General features: G+C 52.1%; 13 protein-coding genes, 1 other RNA gene and 2 pseudogenes. 8 read left to right on the top strand and 8 right to left on the bottom strand.

The window, feature by feature from the left end; all coding sequences use genetic code 11:
• The first annotated feature begins 240 nt into the window (after positions 1–240).
• The 7 genes and pseudogenes from BS626_RS06485 to BS626_RS06455 form a co-directional block, all read left to right on the top strand.
• Positions 241–783, top strand: coding sequence for a LuxR C-terminal-related transcriptional regulator (locus BS626_RS06485; RefSeq protein ID WP_075181563.1), 543 nt, complete (start codon positions 241–243; stop codon positions 781–783).
• A 59-nt stretch (positions 784–842) separates the two neighbouring features.
• Positions 843–1,430: a common pilus major fimbrillin subunit EcpA gene (locus BS626_RS06480; RefSeq protein ID WP_075181562.1), complete on the top strand. Its 588-nt coding sequence runs from the start codon at positions 843–845 to the stop codon at positions 1,428–1,430.
• 60 nt (positions 1,431–1,490) lie between these two features.
• Positions 1,491–2,159: a hypothetical protein gene (locus tag BS626_RS06475; RefSeq protein WP_075181561.1), complete on the top strand. Its 669-nt coding sequence runs from the start codon at positions 1,491–1,493 to the stop codon at positions 2,157–2,159.
• Positions 2,160–2,184: 25 nt separating this feature from the next.
• A complete protein-coding gene (locus BS626_RS06470; RefSeq protein ID WP_075181560.1) occupies positions 2,185–4,707 on the top strand; it encodes a fimbrial biogenesis outer membrane usher protein in 2,523 nt (840 codons plus the stop codon).
• Complete coding sequence (locus BS626_RS06465) at positions 4,697–6,340, top strand: hypothetical protein (protein WP_075181559.1); 1,644 nt, start codon at positions 4,697–4,699, stop codon at positions 6,338–6,340. Before BS626_RS06470 ends, BS626_RS06465 begins: the two co-directional genes overlap by 11 nt.
• The gene (locus BS626_RS06460; protein WP_075181558.1) at positions 6,309–7,004 is read left to right on the top strand and encodes a fimbria/pilus periplasmic chaperone; all 696 of its coding nucleotides are present in this window, start codon (positions 6,309–6,311) and stop codon (positions 7,002–7,004) included. The genes BS626_RS06465 and BS626_RS06460 overlap by 32 nt, the downstream gene beginning before the upstream one ends.
• A gap of 241 nt (positions 7,005–7,245) precedes the next feature.
• Positions 7,246–7,833 (top strand): annotated as a pseudogene (locus BS626_RS06455) (IS3 family transposase); the annotation flags it as partial.
• A gap of 196 nt (positions 7,834–8,029) precedes the next feature.
• On the opposite strand, the pseudogene BS626_RS06450 reads toward BS626_RS06455, so the two are convergent.
• The 6 genes and pseudogenes from BS626_RS06450 to BS626_RS06415 form a co-directional block, all read right to left on the bottom strand.
• Positions 8,030–9,177: pseudogene (locus BS626_RS06450) on the bottom strand (IS3 family transposase).
• 22 nt (positions 9,178–9,199) lie between these two features.
• Entirely contained in the window at positions 9,200–9,820 is a 621-nt protein-coding gene (locus BS626_RS06435; protein WP_240494268.1) for a hypothetical protein, read from the bottom strand.
• A gap of 49 nt (positions 9,821–9,869) precedes the next feature.
• On the bottom strand, positions 9,870–13,721 hold the full coding sequence (locus tag BS626_RS06430) for a hypothetical protein (RefSeq protein ID WP_075181556.1): 3,852 nt from the start codon (positions 13,719–13,721) through the stop codon (positions 9,870–9,872).
• Positions 13,722–13,760: 39 nt separating this feature from the next.
• Entirely contained in the window at positions 13,761–14,678 is a 918-nt protein-coding gene (locus tag BS626_RS06425) for a reverse transcriptase family protein (protein ID WP_240494267.1), read from the bottom strand.
• Between the two features lie 34 nt (positions 14,679–14,712).
• Positions 14,713–15,003 carry a helix-turn-helix domain-containing protein gene (locus BS626_RS06420; RefSeq protein ID WP_004104673.1) on the bottom strand — a complete coding sequence of 97 codons (291 nt, stop codon included), beginning with the start codon at positions 15,001–15,003 and terminating at the stop codon, positions 14,713–14,715.
• A gap of 51 nt (positions 15,004–15,054) precedes the next feature.
• Complete coding sequence (locus tag BS626_RS06415; RefSeq protein ID WP_075181554.1) at positions 15,055–15,294, bottom strand: hypothetical protein; 240 nt, start codon at positions 15,292–15,294, stop codon at positions 15,055–15,057.
• Positions 15,295–15,912: 618 nt separating this feature from the next.
• Here BS626_RS06415 and BS626_RS06410 point away from each other — a divergent pair.
• Positions 15,913–18,252, top strand: a complete 2,340-nt coding sequence (locus BS626_RS06410) for a P-loop NTPase fold protein (protein ID WP_075181553.1) — start codon at positions 15,913–15,915, stop codon at positions 18,250–18,252.
• A gap of 305 nt (positions 18,253–18,557) precedes the next feature.
• Here the strand turns inward: BS626_RS06410 and BS626_RS06405 are convergent, their stop codons facing one another.
• Both BS626_RS06405 and ssrA read right to left on the bottom strand, forming a co-directional pair.
• On the bottom strand, positions 18,558–19,799 hold the full coding sequence (locus BS626_RS06405; protein WP_075181552.1) for an integrase: 1,242 nt from the start codon (positions 19,797–19,799) through the stop codon (positions 18,558–18,560).
• A gap of 204 nt (positions 19,800–20,003) precedes the next feature.
• Positions 20,004–20,367: a transfer-messenger RNA gene (gene ssrA, locus BS626_RS06400) on the bottom strand.
• Positions 20,368–20,413 lie beyond the last annotated feature (46 nt).

Raw genomic sequence — 20,413 nt, 5'->3', positions numbered from 1 at the left:
TAAAACCGGCCTGACTTTACATCCCGCCGGTTGACACTTAATCAGAAAAAACCTAAATTCCAATCCCACAAAGGAATATAAATAATTCTATTAAAATCATCACAAAATAATGACGTAGATCTTTTTGCCATTAGATTGGCGTGAGTGCTGTTTATTTTTATTCGTCGTTGGCTGTCGGCTGGATCCATAAGGAGTTTGATTGCAGGTTGATATATTCAGGATGAAGAGGATAAGCACGGTATGGATCGTCAACAAGCCCTTGAAAAATGCATTTGGCCGGCATGTGATAATTATTTTTTGATTGGGCTGTCTGAGCTAATTAAGGAAGCAGAAACACAGATCTACGCATCACTGGATAAAATTTGCAGTGAGTTTATGTTTGTTAATTTAAATGCCAACACCCTGAACTATTTCATCCAGCGCGACGGTGAGTGGTTACTGAAAGCAAAGGGAAAGAAGATTATTTTGCTTTCGGCCAGACACTCTGAGGCATTGGCTAACTACTGGTATTGTCACGGTGATGTGCGCGGCGTGGTCTATATTGATCTGGTCAACGATCTGCGAAAGTCCCTGGCCTATGTGATAAATGGTCGTTTTTTAAGAAAAGATATCAGGAAAGATAAAATTACCCGAAGAGAGATGACGGTAATTCAAATGACGGCTCAGGGAATGCAGCCAAAATTAATCGCCAGAATTGAAAATTGCAGCGTCAAAACCATTTATACCCACCGGCGTAATGCTGAGGCCAAACTTTATTCAAAGTTGACCAGGATGGTTTTTTAAATTTTATGGAGTGGTACACCGGGACGACGTGTCCTTAATTTAACTCAGGATGAAAAGCTATGAATAAAAAGGTGCTTGCTATGGCTCTGGTAACGACGTTTGCCGGAATGGGGGGAGCTCAGGCGGCGGATGTTTCCGCGCAGGCGGTGGCGACCTGGTCCGCCACCGCTAAAAAAGATACCAGCAGCAAGCTGGTCGTCACTCCGCTGGGTAGCCTGGCCTTTCAATACGCCGAAGGGATTAAAGGTTTTAACTCACAGAAAGGGCTGTTTGACGTGGCGGTAGAAGGCGATACCACCGCGACGGCGTTCAAGCTGACCTCGCGCCTTATCACCAACACCCTGACTCAGCTGGATACGTCGGGCTCGACCCTAAGCGTCGGCGTGGATTATAACGGCGTTCCGGTGGAGAAAAGCGCTGATACTGTGATGATCGACACCGCCAACGGCGTACTGGGCGGAAACCTCAGCGCGCTGTCGGCCAGCTATAACACCGCCGGGCGCACCACGGCGCAGGACGGTTTTAACTTCTCGATCATCAGCGGTACCACCGACGGCTCCACGCCGGTAACCGATTACAGCACCCTGCCAGAGGGGATTTGGAGCGGCGACGTCAGCGTACAGTTTGACGCCACCTGGACCAGCTGATCGCGGACTGGCAGCGGGCAGGGGGGGCCTCCCCCTGCTTTTTTCACGGACTGAACGCACATGACACTACGCTTACTGCTTCTCGGCCTGCTTTCCGGACTGGCTAACGCCGCGCTGGCGCTCGACGTCGGCGACATTTCCTCTTTTATGTACAGCGACAGCACGACGCTCAGTAAAGAAATTCACAACACGACCGACAGCGGTCGCCTGATCACGGTTCATCTTGAGCGTCTGACGTCACCGCTGGAGGGCGGCCAGGTGATGCCGATGGAGAAGCCGGATGAGATCCTGCTGACCCCGACCAGCCTGCTGCTGCCCGCCCGGGCCAGCGAAGTCGTTCGCTTTTTCTATCAGGGGCCGGCAGATGACCGGGAGCGTTACTACCGCATTGTCTGGTTTGATCAGGCACTGAGCGATGCGCAACGCCAGGGTGCGGAGCGGAGCGCGGTGGCTACCGCATCGGCCCGCATCGGCACCCTGCTTATTATTACTCCCCGGCGGGCGCAATACCGCTATCAGTTCGCCGGCGACACCCTGACCAATACCGGTAACGCGACGCTGCGCATTATTGCCTATGGCCCCTGTCTGAAGCGCGCCGACGGTAAAGAGTGCAAAGAAAACTATTACCTGATGCCAGGAAAATCTCGCCGCTTTGTGCACGTCAATACTGCGGATAAACAAGGACGGGTCGCGCTCTGGCAGGGTGAGCAGTTTGTGCCCGTGAAATAGCCCCGTGTGCTGATGGACTAATACTATGCCTTTACACCGCGCAAGCCCGGGGCTGCAAGCCCTGCTTTCAGCCGGCGGCGTTATCTTGCTGGCGCCGACCAGCGGCGAGGCGATCGCCGGGCGCGTGCAGCAGCTCGCCGGCATCATGATCCCACAGGCCTTCAGCCAGGCGTTACAGGACGGTATGAGCATTCCGCTTTATATCCATCTTGAGGGCAGTCAGGATAATCAACGCGATCAGCGCATCGGCACGGCGTATATCTGGCTGGACGGCAGCGTGTTGCGGGTGCGGCAGATCCGCCTGGAAGAGCGAGACGATGGTGCTCGCGTCAGTGATGACACGCGGGAACAGCTGAACCAGATAGCCAACCGCGCGTTTAACGATGCGCTTAAGATCCCGCTGAATGATGCCGCCCAGCTGCGGCTCAGCCTGCGTCAGCTATTGCTAGAGCTGGTGGTTAAGCGAGAGGCGCTGGGTACCGTACTGCGGACGCGCAGCGAAGACATTGGTGAGTCCAGCGTCAGGACGCTCAGCCATCACCTGACGTATAACCTCGGGGCGTACAATAACCAGATGCGCAACGGGGGCAGCACGACGTCCAGCTACCTCTCTTTTAACAGCGTCAGTGCGCTGCGTGAGCATCACGTGGTGCTGGACGGCTCGCTGTACGGTATCGGCACTCGCCACCAGGATAACCAACTGTACAAAGCCATGTACGAGCGCGATTTTGCCGGGCATCGCTTCGCCGGCGGGATGCTGGATACCTGGAATTTACAATCGCTTGGGCCGATGACCGCCCTGTCGGCGGGGAAAATTTACGGCGCCTCATGGGGCAATCAGGCCAGCTCAACGGTGTTTGACCACAGTCAGTCAGCTACGCCGGTGGTGGCGTTTTTGCCGGCGGCGGGCGAAGTCCACCTTACCCGCGACGGACGTTTGCTGAGCGTGCAGAACTTCACCATGGGAAATCATGAGGTCGATACCCGGGGCTTACCCTACGGCATTTACGATGTGGGGGTGGAGGTGATTGTTAACGGGCGCGTGGTCAGCAAGCGCACGGAGCGGGTGAATAAGCTGTTTGGTGGTGGACGCGGCGCCGGCGCACCGCTGGCCTGGCAAATCTGGGGCGGCAACTTTCACCTGGATCGCTGGTCAGGCGGCCAACAGACGCTACCGGCAAAAGAGAGCTGGCTGCTCGGGACCGCGGTTTCCGGATCGCTGAGTACGCTGAGCTGGGCGGCAACGGGCTACGGTTACGATAATAACGCCGTCGGTGAAACCCGCCTGACCCTGCCGCTGACCGATGCGGTGAATGTAAATCTGCAAACGATGCTGGCCAGCGATCGCTCGTGGAGCAGCATCAGCAGCGTCAGCACGGCGCTGCCCGGCGGCTTCAGTTCGCTGTGGGTGAATCAGGAAAAAACCCGCATCGGCGATCGGCTGCGGCGTAGCGATGCGGATAATCGGGCGATCGGCGGTACGCTGAACCTCAATGCCCTGTGGTCAACGCTGGGCACCTTGAGCGTGAGCTACAACGATGATCGCCGCTATAACAGCCACTACTACACGGCGGATTACTACCAGACGGTCTACAGCGGGGCCTGGGGATCGCTGGGCCTGCGCGCCGGGCTCCAGCGCTACAACAACGGCGACAGCAGTGCCAACACCGGGAAATATGTTGCTCTGGATTTTTCACTGCCGCTGGGGAACTGGTTTAGCGCCGGCATGACCCACCAGAATGGCTATACCCTCGCGAACCTGGCGGCACGCAAACAGTTTAACGAGGGGGCGATTCGTACCCTTGGCGCCAACGTTTCGCGCGCGGTATCCGGGGATACCCACGACGACAAAACCCTGAGCGGGGGCGCCTATACGCAGTTTGAAACGCGTTACACCAACGGCACGCTGAATGTGAATAGCGGCGCAGACGGTTACGTGAACACCAACCTGACCGCCAGCGGCAGCGTCGGCTGGCAGGGAAAAAACATGGCCGCCAGCGGACGCAGCGACGGCAATGCCGGCGTGATTTTTAACACCGGGCTGGAGGATGATGGCCAGCTCAGCGCCAAAGTGAACGGGCGGCTGGTGCAGCTGAGCGGTGAACGTAATTATCTGCCGCTGCCGTCTTACGGACGCTATGAGATCGAGTTGCAAAACAGCCAGCAATCGCGCGACAGCTACGACATCGTCAGCGGGCGCAAAAGCCATCTGACGCTGTATCCGGGCAACGTGGCGGTGATAGCACCGGAAGTGAAGCAGAGAGTGACCGTCTCCGGGCGTATCCGCGCTGAAGACGGCACGCTGTTGGCCAATGCACGCATCAATAACCATATCGGGCGCACCCGCACCGATGAGAAAGGTGAGTTTGTCATGGACGTCGATAAAAAGTATCCCACGATTGATTTTAGCGACGGCGCGAATCGAACCTGCGAAGTGGCGCTGGAGCTGAGCCAGGCGCGCGGCGCGGTATGGGTAGGCGATGTGGTCTGCCGCGGTCTCTCGTCGTGGACCGCTGTGCAGCAGACGGAGGCAGGAAATGAAAGCTAAGTGGTGGCTATTATCCGCCGTGGTGCTCACCGCCCTGTGGAGCGCGCGCGGGGAAGCGGCGGTGTCGAAAACCACCTGGGGAGACGCCCCCCCGCGGGAGTTCGTGTTCGTTGAAAACAACGCCGACGATAACTTTTTCGTCACCCCTGGCGGCGCGCTTGATCCCAGGATGACCGGCGCAAACCGCTGGACCGGGCTGAAATATACTGGCTCAGGCACGATTTATCAGCAAAGCCTCGGCTATCTGGACAATGGCTATAACACCGGGCTGGCCGCCAACTGGAAATTTGATATGTGGCTGGAAAACTCACCGATCTCGCATCCGCTGTTGGGTCTGCGCTGCATTAACTGGTATGCGGGGTGCGATATGGCGACCAGCCTGATCCCGCCGCAGGCCACCGACGCCAACGGATTTTACGGCGCAACGGTCACCCCGGGAGGGGCTAAATGGATGCACGGCCTGATGTCGGACGCGTTTTATCAGTATCTGCAGCAGATGCCGGTGGGGGGGAGCGTGACCCTGAACATCAATGCCTGCCAGACCCCCGTGGCCTACGATGCCAGCAGCGGGCAGCGCTGTAAGGACCAGGCGTCCGGCTACTGGTATGTCCGGAATGTGACCCACACCAAGGCGGCCAACCTCCGGCTAATGAATACCCACTCGCTGGCCGAGGTGTTTATCAACAGCGACGGCGTGCCGACGCTGGGGGAGGGCAATGCCGATTGCCAGACGCAAATCCTCGGCGGCCGCTCGGGATTAAGCTGCAAGATGGTGAACTACAGCTTACAGACCAATGGGTTAAGCAATAACTCGATTCATATCTTCCCGGCGATCTCCAACTCGTCGCTGGCCTCCGCGATCGGGGCCTATGATATGCAGTTCAGCCTCAACGGCAGCGCCTGGAAACCGGTAAGTAATACGGCTTACTACTACACCTTCAATGAGTTAAAAAGTTCAGAAAGCATCTACGTCTTCTTTTCGAGCAACTTTTTTAAGCAAATGGTGGCGCTGGGGATCAGCGATATCAACACGAAAGATCTGTTTAACTTCCGCTTTCAGAACACCACCTCACCGGAGTCGGGCTGGTATGAGTTTTCCACCTCCAACACGCTGATCATTAAACCGCGCGATTTCAGCATCAGCATCATTTCCGATGAGTACACCACGGCGCCCTCGCGCGAGGGCCGCGTGGGCAGCGGCGAACCGGCGCTGGATTTCGGCTATATCGTCACCACGAGCGGAAAAACCGCTGCCGATGAGGTACTCATCAACGTCACCGGGCCGTCGCGGGCAATAGGCGGGCGATCCTACTGCCTGTTCAGCTCGGCGGACGGGAGCACACAGGTGCCCTTTCCGGCGTCGCTCTCCTTTATCACCCGCAGCGGCGCGACAAAAACCTACGATGCCGGCTGTGACGGCGGCTGGCGCGATATGACCGACGCGCTGTGGCTCACCACGCCGTGGAACGATATCTCCGGCGACGTCGGACAAATGGATAAAACCACGGTGCGCTTCTCGATTGCGATGGACGATCCCGTTTCGCTGCGCACCCTCACGGACAACGGCTGGTTTGGTGAAGTCAGCGCATCAGGAGAAATTCATGTTCAGGCGACGTGGCGCAACATTGATTAAGCTGGGGCTGGTCAGCCTGTGGCTGCTGGCCGCGCCGCTGACGCAGGCGATATCCGTCGGCAACCTGACCTTTTCGCTGGCTGCCGGTGACGCATTCGTCGCAAAAAAAGTCCTGAACAACAACCCAAGCGGACGGCTGTATCGGGTCGCGGTCAGTGCCATCGACCGGCCTGGCGGCCGGGAAGTGCGCACGCGCCCGGCGGATGGCGAACTGCTGTTTGCACCGCGGCAGCTGACGCTGCAGGCCGGCGAGGGGGAGTATTTTAAATTCTACTATCACGGGCCGAAAGACGATCGCGAACGCTACTATCGGGTCTCGTTTCGCGAGATCCCCACCCGCAACCTGGTGAGGCGCGCGCCGGCCGGCGGAGAGGTCAGTATGGAGCCGGTGGTGGTGATCGACACCATTCTGGTGGTGCGTCCGCGGCGGGTAGCGTTCAGCTGGGCCTTTGACCGGGCGGCGGGAAGCGTCAGTAATACCGGCAACACCTGGTTCAAGCTACTGATCAAACCCGGCTGCAACACCACGGAAGAGGAGGGCGACGCCTGGTATGTGCGCCCGGGCGAGGTTGTTCGCCAGCCGGCGCTGCGTCAGCGCGGTAATCACACCCTCGTCTACGACGATAAATTCATCAATATCAGTCAGGATTGTACGGTGAAGTGACGAAGTGGCGGGCAGCGTCAGGATAGATGCCCCCCCCCTCTGAAGAGGTTTCTGAGGGCGATGGCGTAATAATAAATGAAACGTATTTTTCGGCCCAGCGCTGCAATACTGGCAAAATGACTGCTCCTGATAGCGTGACCGTGGCCGCGGTTGTACTGCCGGAGGAAACATGGGTGCGACTACTCTTGCGCTTAGTGAGCCGCAGCAGAGCGGTCGCCCTGACAGGGCCTGGTGGAATACACTGAACCGGATCAAAGCGGTGCGTGGCTATAAGGCATCTCGCCGTATCGCCGGCAGGTCCTCAGTGCTTGCCGCGAATCGCGTGCAGCAGCAGCTTACCGTCGTCCGGGCCAGTCAGGTTCGGGTCACCGATATGACTTATATCCGCACCTGGCAGGGCTGGCGGTATCTGCGGTGGTTATCGACCTCTTCGCCCGTAACGTGATCGGCTGGTCGTTGAAACCTACGTTGTCGCGGGAGCTGGCCCTCGACGTACTGAAGATGGCGGTCCGGCGGCGTAAACCGGACGGCGAAGTCATCGTACACATCAGGGCAGCCAGTAGGGCAGCGACGACGGGCAACGGTTCTGCCGGGCCAGTAATCTGGCCCCGGGTATGAGCCGGCGTGGCAACGGCAGGGATAATGCGGTGGCCGAATCGTTCTTCAGTTCACTGAAAAAAGAGCGCATCAGGAAGAGAATATACAAAACCCGGGATCGGGGGCGGGCGGATATCTTCGATGACATTGAAGTGTGTTCTACAACCGGGCCCGGCGCCACAGTCACCCCGGCGGCGTCAGTCCGGCGGCCTTCGAACGGGTCTCGTTGTAAGGACATGTCTACGGTTGTGGGGCAGTCCAATGCGATTAGGCCCAACGAAAACAATAGAGTTTTTCGTTTGGCCTACAAATGGGCCTGAAAGGTTCGGATGTAATGAGTTCTCTTCGGACTTCGCGGGACAAACTGAGGGCACAAAAAAGCCCGCAGGGCTTGCGCCGTGCGGGCTCTCTGAATCGCCACGGATAATCTAGACACTTCTGAGCCGTTGATAATATAGGTTTTCATATTCAACCGGTGGCATCTGCTCGCTCGAACCATGCCGACGCTTACTGTTATAAAACATTTCGATGTAATCAAAAATATCGCTACGGGCTTCTTCTCGTGTTCTGTAGATCTTTTTCTTTATCCGCTCACGTTTCAGCAGCTGGAAAAAGCTTTCTGCAACCGCATTATCGTGACAGTTACCGCGACGGCTCATGCTGCCCTCCAGGCCGTGTGATTTCAGAAACGACTGCCACTCATAGCTTGTGTACTGACTACCCTGATCAGAATGAACCAGCACCTGTTTTTGAGGATTACGTCGCCACACCGCCATCAGAAGTGCATTCAGGACAATATTTTTTGTCATCCGGGGCTGCATTGACCAGCCGATAACTTTGCGCGAGAACAGGTCAACAACCACAGCCAGATACAGCCAGCCTTCGTGAGTTCGGATGTAGGTTATGTCCGTTACCCAACGTTCATCCGGTGCTTCCGGGTTGAACTGCCGCTGGAGTCTGTTGCGCGTCACGATGCTGGCTTCGCCCTTACGTGCCCGTGGACTACGGTATCCAACCTGAGCCTTTATCCCGGCACGCTTTATCAGCCGCCAGACACGGTTAACTCCGCACTGTTGTACGGTATCCCGCAGGTCGAGGTAGATCTTGCGATAACCCTAAACACAACCCGACTCCAGCCAGAACTGCTTTATCTGCCCCGTCAGCTTCAGGTCAGCATGATGCCGCCGTGAATCCGGCTGCTGAAGCCAGGCGTAAAATCCACTCGGATGCACATCCAGCACTCGACAGAGCAGGCGAACAGGCCAGCAATGGTTGTTGTCACGGATAAAGGCGTACCTCAGTCGGACAGCTTTGCGAAGTACGCCGCGGCTTTTTTTAATATGTCACGTTCGTCCGTAACCCGCTTCAGTTCCTTCTGGAGGCGTCGGATCTCAGCCTGAGCGTCTGACTGAACTTTATTGGTTGAGGAATCCGGACCATATGCCTTTAGCCAGGCATAAAGACTGTGGGGGGTGATACCCAGACGTGTTGCCACGCTGGAAACAGAATGGCCGCGATCAACAACCTGTTTTACCGCTTCAATTTTAAACTCTTCGGGATAACGCTTACCGCTCATGGGCACCTCTCTTTAAGCCATTTTAAATGACTCTGAGGTGTCTGTTAAACCCGTGGCGATTCAGTGAATAAAAAATTCGGCGCTCAGGGTAAGGCTGAACCGGATCTTTAAGTTTTTTAAACGCGGTCATGTAAGTATCGGCATCAATACTAGGGATATTTAATGACATACCACGGTCATACGGGAAGCGAATAAATGCCCTACAAATCTGGCGAATAGCATTAACCGGGCGGCGGGATTGCCGCGCTGGAGCATTTCCCTCGCTGGATGCCGATGTTGTAGAACGTATTGGATTGGGTTTGTTGTTGCTACCAGTAGTGTCAGGATCAACAACGGGTCGATTTTCAATCAGTTTTAATCCTGCAGGCATCAAACCCGGTGCGCTATCTAACATGCGGCGGACGCTTTTCTTCTGCCCCTGTTTAACCACTGTGCTTTCTGCATCAGCATCGCAATTAATGTGCTCTTTTCCAGACATTTTATTAAACGAAGGTCTTTTCTTACTTCCTTTTTGCCAAGCAGAAGGATACATCTTAATCCCACATCCCCAGCATACATAGCCACTGGTATCAATATCATCGAGCAGCCAGAGATCTTCTGCCTCGACTTTTTCTCCGGTACGTTTATCACGTGCAGATTCCATTACTTTCTCCTTAGCACAGGGTTTTCGTATAGGCTAGGGCTTGTAGCCTTTATTCAAACCGCTGTTCCCGTTCACTATCTTCCCGTTGCTCACGTTCTATTTGACGCTCGATCCAATGAATTATTTTTTCATGCACTATTCTGGCTGCTTTAGCAATATCTGGACGTTCATGCTTGCTCAACATACTGAAAGCATCAGCTCTAAGTTGCATGATATTTGACAAATTTCCAGTCCAGGATGATGGGCTAATGCGTTCAGCAAAGGCCTCCAGCACAACCATTGGTTCAGGTGAGGCCTCTAATAGAGTTAAAGCTGCTTCCTGTATGGTGGTTACACTCTTTTCATCATCCTTCACCCAAAGTGTTACACCAGTTGCAATAGCAGGCCAAACATTGGGATCATTTCTGGCGCGGCACCATTGAATTAAAACGTCCACATCAATTTTAGAAAGAAGCAACCGACGTAAGCTTCCGTGACTGATAAAAAATAAACGTCGTTGTCGCTGTTTTTCGTTACCCTCAAAAACATGATCGAGAAATGCTTCTGGCATCAATGCGGCAGTCGTTTCAATGGTTCTTCCAAATGAATTAAAATATCCATAATGCTCATCTAAAACAGAAAAAATCGTGTTCAGCCACTCCTGTTTTTGTGACTCATAACCATCAAATCGCAGAGCAGCGCCAACGACACGTTCCATGCGATAATCTGTAGACCCACCAGAGTCACGGTGATCTCTTTGGACTCTAATGATTGCGGCTCTTAAACCAATCTGCCTCAGGTCAGCACCAAGTGTATCCTCAGCCTTCTCTTGACGAGGTAGCCTCATACTTAAAGCATCCAACACTACATCGTCACCATTTATTTTACTTAGGAGACGATGAGCAAGTTCAATAACACGACCTGCAGACAAATTAATATATTGGTCCCGCCACAAAATTGGCCCATATATGTGCGGGCTTATTTCAGGATCATCCAGAACTGACATACAGCGATTTAAATCAGTTTCTGTAAACTCTCGCCGAGGGTGCAAATCAACTATAACCCGCCGAAGTTCTGGGTGTTGTGAACATTGTTCGAGAAATTCTTGAGCTAACGTCGGTGCCACAGCATCTGTTTGTTCGATGAAACCGGCAAAGACTGCAAAATCTTTGTTAATCCCTGGATACATATCAAGTAGGTTAACAAGCTGCTGCCAGCCAATTTGCAGATCATATTCTCCGTCAGCTAACCCCTTTCCAAATGCAATGCGATAGGGCATCCAATCGGTAGAGAACAAATTTTGGCCCAATTCTTCAAGCTTATGATTTGATGCCGTAAAATCTCGTCCCAACAGGATAGCTTTGGTTTCAAGCCGCTTCTCAGCCGCGCTAAACTTTTTGGTTTCGTCATGCCCCAAATCAGCATCAAGCGCCCAATAGTCTCCCCCTCGGCTAAGTACGTAAGTCCTTATTTCCGCTACTAAGTCGCTAGGCTCCAGCTCCTTCTCCAGTGCTGCAAGGCTTTCAGGTATCGGCTCAACCCCTTCGGCATCTGTAGGCCTTGTATAGTCGAAATAAATTATTGAACGGATGGCTTTCCAGCCATCTCCCCAAGGGGAGTAAGCATGCAATTTACGAGCTGCATCGGCGAGTTTTTCCCTCATCGCATCCTGGTCCCAAAGGCCTCGAAATGCGTCAGACAGGTTTATACGAGCAGAGGCTTCAATTTCAGAATCGCCGGAGGTACCCAGTTGCACAGCAACGTCAATGAACGCACTACGCCACTCCACAAGCTCAACATAGGAGGGTTCAGAACCATAATCTCTGGGGCGAGCACCAAACTCGTTCACCCCAACGCCTGTCCAGTGTGAGCCTTCCAAAGCAGTAGATAACATTTTGAACCCCAGCGCTCTGCGGCCGGTTACGCCTGATGAGAAACATTCATTCATCAGCATGATTCGCTGGTTTAAAGAAGCGTGAGTGCCAGATAAATACGCCTGGAAAAATCTCAAGATCTTGCCCTGAGCTGAGTCGTGATTATTACTCTCGTCTTCATAGTCTGCCATACGGATCAAAAGCTTGGCACATCTGTCAAAGGCGTTAGATTCATATGCCAACGATTGTAAAAGATTGAGAATGGCTAGCCGCCGCGGATCATAAGTCGGTTCAATGCCTTTAAAGTCAGGCGCGGTAAGTTCTGCTTCGATCAGGTTTAACAAAGCTTCAGGAGCGACCGGACCGATATAATCCAATATACGCACCGACTCTTCGTCCAACTTTAAAATTTGCCCAAGTAATCCTTCAGGCTGGAGCCAGGCTTCTACAATTTCTTTCGCAACAGGATGGTCATGCAACAACCCCAGACGGTGCGAAAAAGACATTAATAAACGCTCACAACCCGGAGCTTCAAACGTCGCCCTAAGTCGATCTATCGGAATACTATTAAGTGCAGATGTTGCCAACTTGTTAGCAATGGCATGGGGAAGGATAGCTCTCCAGTGGGATCTTTTCTGAACAACGTGACGTTCCGTCATCTTCGTAATAGCTTTGAATAACTGGATTTTGGAATACCCAGAGAGCGCACCCAATATTTCCAGTTCATCGGTAGCAGCATCTGGACTAGATACCGAGAACGAATACACCAGTGATAATATCTCAGCTTGCTCCCGTAAATGACCGTCGGGATGATTACGTTGTTCAAACAAGCGATTAAACAACTGCGCATCTGAAAGTAGGGCTAAACTCTCACCTTCCTCTACTCTCTCCGCTATAGCCAAAGCAACTCTTGCATTCCCATCTGCGAACTTAGCAATCCGACGGGCATTATTCTGACCAATAGAAGGGAAGCGACGGATAAGAAGTTGCTCTGCCACCTCCGGACCGTCTGTCTCAATGTGGATGACCTCAGTTGTCTGTGGTTTGTCATCCCTAATGTCGTACTCAATCGTGATGAGTCTTACTTCTTTTCCTGCAGCTGATACTTTTCTGGCAAGCGAAGCATGGAGTTCTGATGGGCAATTATCAAGGATCATAATTGCTCGTCGGCCTTCCGCGAGCAGCTTATCAAGCATTGCTGTAGCTGACGGTACTGGCTCAGAGCCAGTATCAGCATAAATAGCTACTGTACGATCAAGTGCATCTGTTCCAACAGTTTCATCAAAGAGTGCCTGAACGATCCGAGTCTTCCCAACACCGGACAATCCTGTAATACGAACTGCCTTATTCGTCGAACGGATCAGTGCTCGCATTGGGCTAATTGCTTCATCAATTTTGAGTTTTTGTCCCTTTCCCGACGGTAAAGTAATGGTTACACCTGGGGCTGAGATTAAAGTGTCTGTAACACCTTGGGGCGGATTGCTCCAGGCTCCATAGGGTTGCCAACCGGAATACCCTTGTCCAAGTTTCCCTTTTACCCACAGCATGACTGATGGATGTTGGCGAAGCCATTGAATGAGTTTGGAACGGTCGTAGAAATCGAGATGAAGATTGCTTTTGTTAGGATCATCTTTTACTGCATCCCTCATCGCTTTGAGACGATCCGCCTTTCCTGACGGTGAGCAATCATCACCCAGGCTGACAATGATGTAGCTACCTTGCTTTCTGGCTTGTTCAGATATGATGGGTGAAAGCGCTTTACCGGTGGTAATTTCCTTATCAATTGCAGCCTTTGGCATCTTATGTTTCTTTGCCTGAAAGACCGTATCAGGCCTTACAATAAAGCCAGCTTTCAGTTGATCAATTGGAACCTGAACATGGATGTCAATTCCTCCGTCAGGGGCTGTAATTGAACCAGACCAATTTACACATGCAGGGCTATGACCATGTATTGCCACTTCAGCTTCTGCTAGCCGAGCTATCAGCTCTTCTAGCTGAGTATCGGAAAGCCGAAGTAATTCGTCCTTTTCAATGTCAAAGATTGCCACGCCTTCACCTTAGTAAAAAATTTTTGCCTGGTTCTTACACTATGTATATATATTCGTGCGCCCCGCACTCTTAAGAGCAAGCAAGCGCTGTTTAAGTTTTTTTGCTTTGCCAGGATGGAATCTGGCCAATAAATGAACTAGTCCCAATGTTTGTGCATAAGGGCCCTTATCGAACTCGATAATTTCGCCCCTAAGAATGGCTTGCTCCAAATGATGGACTGCCGACCGTATCTGACTTTGCTTAGCGGAAGAGATACCAGGTTTTGAATTCACCGAAAGCTTGGTAACTTCCATCCGTTGCCCAGATGTTCTGATTTCATGTTTAGCTCGTTTAGGCTGGTAACCGTGCCTGGAAAGCATGCCATAAATCGAGGCTATCACATTCGTTTTAGCCGGTTTATCAAGAAAGTTTACTGACGAGACGGCGATATCATCAACGTAGCGGGAATAAATTATTCCTCTTGCCCGAAAACTGGCTTGCAGTGCCGGTTCATCTTTCCAAAACGCCAGGTTAGCCAGAAATGAACTAGTAATGGCACCCTGAGGTAGCTCCCCTTGTCGGGTCGTCAGCTTGGTCAAACATTCAGCTACTTCATGACTGAAGCCAAAGAAATACCGCCATATGCTTTGGACTATTGCGGTTGAAGTTGACGGAAAAAAACGCGTGATATCTTCGTTAATGACAATCGTTGCGCCAACGTGCAATGATGCGTTAACTTTATAATCACAGCCTTTCAGACTACCTGTCAAATATGTTGGATAAACAACGTAATCAAGAATATTGCGCCTGATATTGCGTTGTACTTTTTTTAGAGGTGCATATGCATCCCAAGTCTGGCGCATACTTCCGTCAGGCTTAGTGATAGTACTGGCGAGTCGGTACATATGGTCTGCACGATTGGCTAGATTAAGTAGTTCGATAGGAGAGATGTTCAGCGCTTTTGATAACGCTGTCATACAGCTGATGCGTCGTTTGCTATAGAAGGGTGAGTCAGACGGAGTGTGAATCATTAAGCAGCTCCAACGCAGTACGCGCAAGTTCTCCCTGGAGTCCTTTATCAATACCGTTAAGATCACCGGCCTCTGCTGCAATAAAGAAAATAATGCTGACAGGAATGTTGAGAGCAGAAGCAATGCTGTTAAGGGTTGAAAGCGTCGGATCTCGCTTATTGTTTTCGAGCATGGAAAGATAAGAAACAGAACATTCTGCCTTCCGAGCTAAATCCGTCTGTGATATTCCCCTTCTGGTTCGGCATAACTTGATAGCCTGTCCGATATTCATAATTAACTCCGCAAATAAATATTGGGCCTGCTGCGTCTTGGCTCTGTTGCATTATTTCATCCAATCATCAATGTTTGTGATCAGACGAACCACAACGTCAATAATACGCAGTGTCCGGAAGACGATATCGTCAAACCGGAACCCGCTTCTTACCGGGCTGTCACGATGTATGCGCAACTGACGCAATACATCTTCCAGCTCTGCCAGAGCGCCAGCATCGAGTTGGCTGCAGTGAGCATCGCGCAGCTTTTCAAGCGTTGCGATGGTGTTCTTTAAAGTATCGTGATTCATGTTGCTCTCCTTTGAATCGGCAAAACGCCGAAGCCCCGTAACAAGGCGATGGCCGAAAGGAGCCAACCCGATGCGCAAGCCCAACACCAGTCTTCGCGACGATGAAGCCCCGTTAATTCCGATAGTGCAGTTGCCTAGTAGCCGCGTATCGCGACTGGCTACAAATCACCATCATGACAAACGTGCTTCAGACTGACCGATGACGCTAGTCTGCCCGTCAAATCTCCAACACCGGATGAAGGAGCGGCCTGGTAAACAGGCAATTACGCTAGACCTTCGCTGTTACGATGAGAACAATCATTTTAAAGAACACAGCTCAGGCGGAACGCCTGACCTGTGATAAGTAAAGCATTCTTTTCGATATTTGGCAATATAATTTCACTGATAGTGAAATTATATTGCCAATTCAGTACACCTTTTATCTGCGGCTTCATGTTGAGTAGACAGAACCGCTATACTGGCTTGCGTTTGCAGCGGGTCCCCTTCAGTTTGCTTACGTAAGTAAGTTGAACTTGTGCAGACAAGGCTCGAACGGGCATTAACTTGCTCTGTCTGTGAACCAGTGAAGCTTCTGACAATAGGACGATTGATACATGCATTTTTGGGAGATGGTGTGCGATGAGTAAGCTGTTGTTCCGTCTGGCGGCATGGCGTGCTCGCCGTCGCGCGAAGCCTAATGCAAATATGGTAAGGAACGAGCAGCCGGACGGAGGGATTGGGGCTGAAGCGCCGATTCGAACAGCATCCGAAGATCGCCTTAGAAGGTCCGGATTCGCGGCTCGTATAGCCGACGTGCTTTCGGAGCTTAGTTTGCGCGAAGGCCGAGTGTTCGCTATTCGTGGGGGATGGGGCTTCGGCAAATCATCACTGAAAAACCTCATCACCGAACGGCTTGATGCCAAGAGCAGTGGAGCGGACTGGCTCGACTTTAACCCATGGCAATGGGGAGACGGCGACGCAATCGCCCGCGCGCTATTTGGCCAGATAGCAGATCGCTTGGGAGGCGAGCATTCGAAGGCTGCGCTCGAACGTGCCGAAGCACTGCGACGCTACGGAGCGATCCTTACCGGGGTCAGTAAGCCTCTTAAAGAGGCTGGGAGTTCAAGCCTTCTAATCTCAACAGTTCTCACAAATGCCTCGGTTATAGCGATCGCTTCGGCTATTGGATATGACCTTCCGACAGTTGCAAAGGTTGCGGCTATTCTTGCCTTTCTCTCGGTCGGAGTACCTCTTCTGGGACGCGTACTATCGTATCTCGGGCGTGACCATAGCGGCGAGTCTCTCGACAAGGTACGCAGAGCGCTTGAGGCTCGTCTTCGCGAACTTGACCGGCCGCTGGTTGTCTTCGTCGACGATATTGACCGGCTCGAACCTGAGCAGATCAGGATGCTGCTTCGGCAGGTAAAGGCGAATGCTAATCTACCGAATATTGTTTTTGTGCTTCTGTTCCAGCCCAGTATCGTAGAGCGAGCGCTAGATCCGGTTGCAGACAACGACGGTCGTGCCTTCCTTGAAAAGATCGTGCAGGCTAACTTTGATTTACCAGCCGTACCGACATCTTTCGTGCATCGTATGTTCGAGGAAGAACTCTCTGAAATAGCGGGCCCATACGCGACTGAGGCCAACGGGTTCTCTCAGAGACGCTGGGGTAACGCTTGCATTGGCTGCATTCAGCCCCTGCTTCGCAACATGCGCGATGCGCGTCGTCTCATCTCATCCATTGCTGTACATATGCCCCTGCATGTGGTCGGCGACGTGTTCGAGGTGAACATTGTAGACTTCATTCTTCTGGAAACACTCCGGGTCTTCGAACCTGGCCTCCACGATGCACTGTTCAGTGAGAGAGGATTGGTTCTCCAGGAAGGACGCTTCTCCCGTGATGGCCGACGGAAGGTGGACCAAGCAGCAGCTAAGGAGCTTCTTGAGATCGTCTCAGAAGAGCGCCGCAATATCATTTGTGATGCGCTTAAAGACTTATTTCCTCCACTCGAATGGGCGTATGGGGGGACAAACTATGCAGATGGCTTCCATCGCCGGTGGTTGACGGAGAAACGAGTATGCACTTCGCGCTACTTCCCACGTTACTTTGAGCTTCAGACGACGGTCGGAGAAATATCTGAGCGCCGTTTCGTTGATTTTCTCGATGCAACAGCGACAGAGGACGAGCTCTTTGCTGAAATCGCAGCCGTCGAAGCTGACGGGCTGCTGAATTCACTCGTTGCGAGGCTCGATGAATCCGTCGACCGATTACCAACCGAGAACGCTGCTGTTCTGCTCCCAGGGATGTTTGGACTTGCTGAAAAACTCGCAGGCACGAGCAGTGGCTCTTTCGACTCGTTATATGTAGCAGCATGGCGAGCGACAAGTTGGTACCTGAAGCGGATTCCTGAGGACGTTCGAGGCGGTTTGGCTCTTGAAGCTCTCCGTAAAACTGAAGCGCTATCCGTTGCCTCAATCCTGATCCATCTCAGCGATCCCACCGATCGGAATGAGGGTGAGAGTAGAGCCTTCGAGCCAGCGTTAGATCTCAACACCGTTGGGGCAATGAAAGCTGAATGGTTGCGGTTAATAAGGATCCGCGCAGTAGACGGCGATGCGCTGATGGCTGAACCGGATCTCTTATCACTGCTCTATCGCTGGGAAAAATATACAGATTCAATGGATGAACCCCGAGAGTGGGTGAGGAAAGCAATTCAATCCGACTTGGGCTTCGCAACCATGGTCACACGCCTTATGAGCATAGGCACGAGCCATGCGTATAATGATCGAGTTTCCACGCAGTACAACAGTTTCAACAAAGAGACAATTGACGATTTTATTGGCATTGATGTGGCGAAGGCCAAGTGTGATGCGATTAATCCCGCCCAGTTCCCCGAGCACGAAGAGGCCCTGCGAACGCTGCTTAGGTATCTAGAAAAATGGCTTGGATTGAGAACACATGACATTTTCGATTCCTAGAAGGTAACTCCTGCTGAGGTCGAAACATCAATTTGAGTATTAAACACAACTGAGAATTACACATATGCGCATTGGATGGGCCAATGCCATGATGCGCGTGGCAAATTAGGTGTAAGTATCTCGTCCAGGCAGACCATGCGCTCTAAGACATTTGATCTGACGTGCCATAACGTCTTATGGCACGAAACGGATACTAGGATATTAACTTATAGTTAAAATGAATGAATAGGCTGATATTGAAATGAATAATAATAGGCTGTTACCCAGCTTGGAGCACAAGTCTAATTTTGCAAAGCTCATAGCCGTCATCCCACTAAACGCATTCCCTTTACCCCACCTTCAAAAATACTTCCACTATCTGCAGCCATAATGAAGTCAGCCCACCATTGCATCATTGGTCGGCGCTGCTCAAGATAATCGCTACGATTATAGGCACGCCGAACCTCGTTCTTATCCACATGAGCAAGAGCTGCTTCAATAACATCGGGTGGAAAACCCTGTTCATTAAGGGCAGTACTAGCAATAGATCGCAGACCGTGTGAAACGAGCACTCCACCAAAACCTGCGCGTTTTAGCGAGGCGTTCACGGTTTGGCTATTCATTGACTGATTTGGCTTGATACGGCTGGGAAATATAAACTCTCGATTTCCACTTAACGGCTTCATCATCTCCAGCACTGCGATTGTCTCATCTGACAATGGGACAGTATGGTCGCGGTTCATTTTCATGCGTGCTTCAGGAATCTTCCACTCTCGCGCTTCCATGTCTACCTCTTCCCAACGAGCTTCAGCCGCTTCGGCAGGGCGGGTGATGGTAAGAAGTTGCCACATGAACAGGCATCGTGTTGAAAGGCTAATGCTGGCCGTACGCATCGTCTGCATCAATTGAGGTAGCTGATCCGGTCGAATGCTTGGCATGTTCTTCTTCTGCGGCTTCTCAAAGGCTTTACCGATATTAACGCTGGGAACAGCATCAATCAGCCCTGTGTTTTGGGCATAGATCATGACCTCATTAATGCGCTGGCACAGGCGACGAACGGTTTCCAGTGCTCCTCTGGCTTGAACCGGTTGGACGGCCTGAACCAGTGTGGGTGCTTTAATATCTGTAACGCTAATGTCGCCAATTGCAGAAAAGACATCTCTTTCAAGAGAGCGCCAGATATCGTCGGCATAGTCCTCGGTCACACTGGCTTTCTTCACATTCCACCAACGTTCAGCTACGAGTTGGAAAGTATTGGTATTAGCTTCAAGCGAACTGCGAAGTTGTTCTTGCTGATGTTCCTGTGGGTCGATTTGTTTCGCCAGGAGAGAGCGAGACTCTGCCCTATAGTTTCTGGCATCGGCAAGGGTAACTGACGGGTAGGGGCCGATGCTCTTCTTCGCACGTTTCTTGGTGACAGGGCGAATGTAGCGAAACTGCCAGATTTTACTCCCGCTGGATTTGATGAGTAGCTCAAGGCCATCGCCATCATAGAGAACGTAGTCCGCTTCCTTGGGTTTAGCAGATTCGATTTCTTTAACGGATAGAGGTTTGGTTTGTCTTGCCATTGCCGGGTTTCCATAGTTTTAGGCACCTCAAAAACAATAAAGCTTTATGAGGTGCCTAACAAGGTGCCTAAAAGGTTCGGATTTAATTAGTTGGCATCAGACTTCGCGGGACAAATTGAAGGCACAAAAAAGCCCGCAGGGCTTGTGCCGTGCGGGCTCTCAGGACTTCATCGGATGACTCTGGTAATCACCGATGGAGAATTTTGGTGGAGCTGGCGGGAGTTGAACCCGCGTCCGAAATTACTACACCGTCGGCACTACATGCTTAGTCCAGTCTTTACATTCGCCGGCCAGCTGCGGACGGACACGCTACTGACAAACTAGCCTGATTAGGTTTAACGCTTCAACCCCAGGCAGGGCCTCCACGCGATCTCTTTTGGGTTTGACCTCTCTTGATCCCCGTCCTAAGAGCGGAGGCTAGGGAGAGAGGGCTCTAAGCAGGTTATTAAGCTGCTAAAGCGTAGTTTTCGTCGTTTGCGACTATTTTTTTGCGGCTTTTTACGAGGCCAACCGCCCCTCGGCATGCTCCTTGGGCTTCGCAAATCCCGTCGAATCCAGAATCAGCCCCAAGTAGTTTTCGCAGTATACAGAAAAACGTCTCGCTACGCCAGCGG

This window comes from Pantoea sp. 1.19 (assembly GCF_001922585.1).
GTDB lineage: Bacteria > Pseudomonadota > Gammaproteobacteria > Enterobacterales > Enterobacteriaceae > 1-19.
Note: the sequence above shows the minus strand (reverse complement) of the source record. Positions and strands in the feature narration are given on the sequence as shown.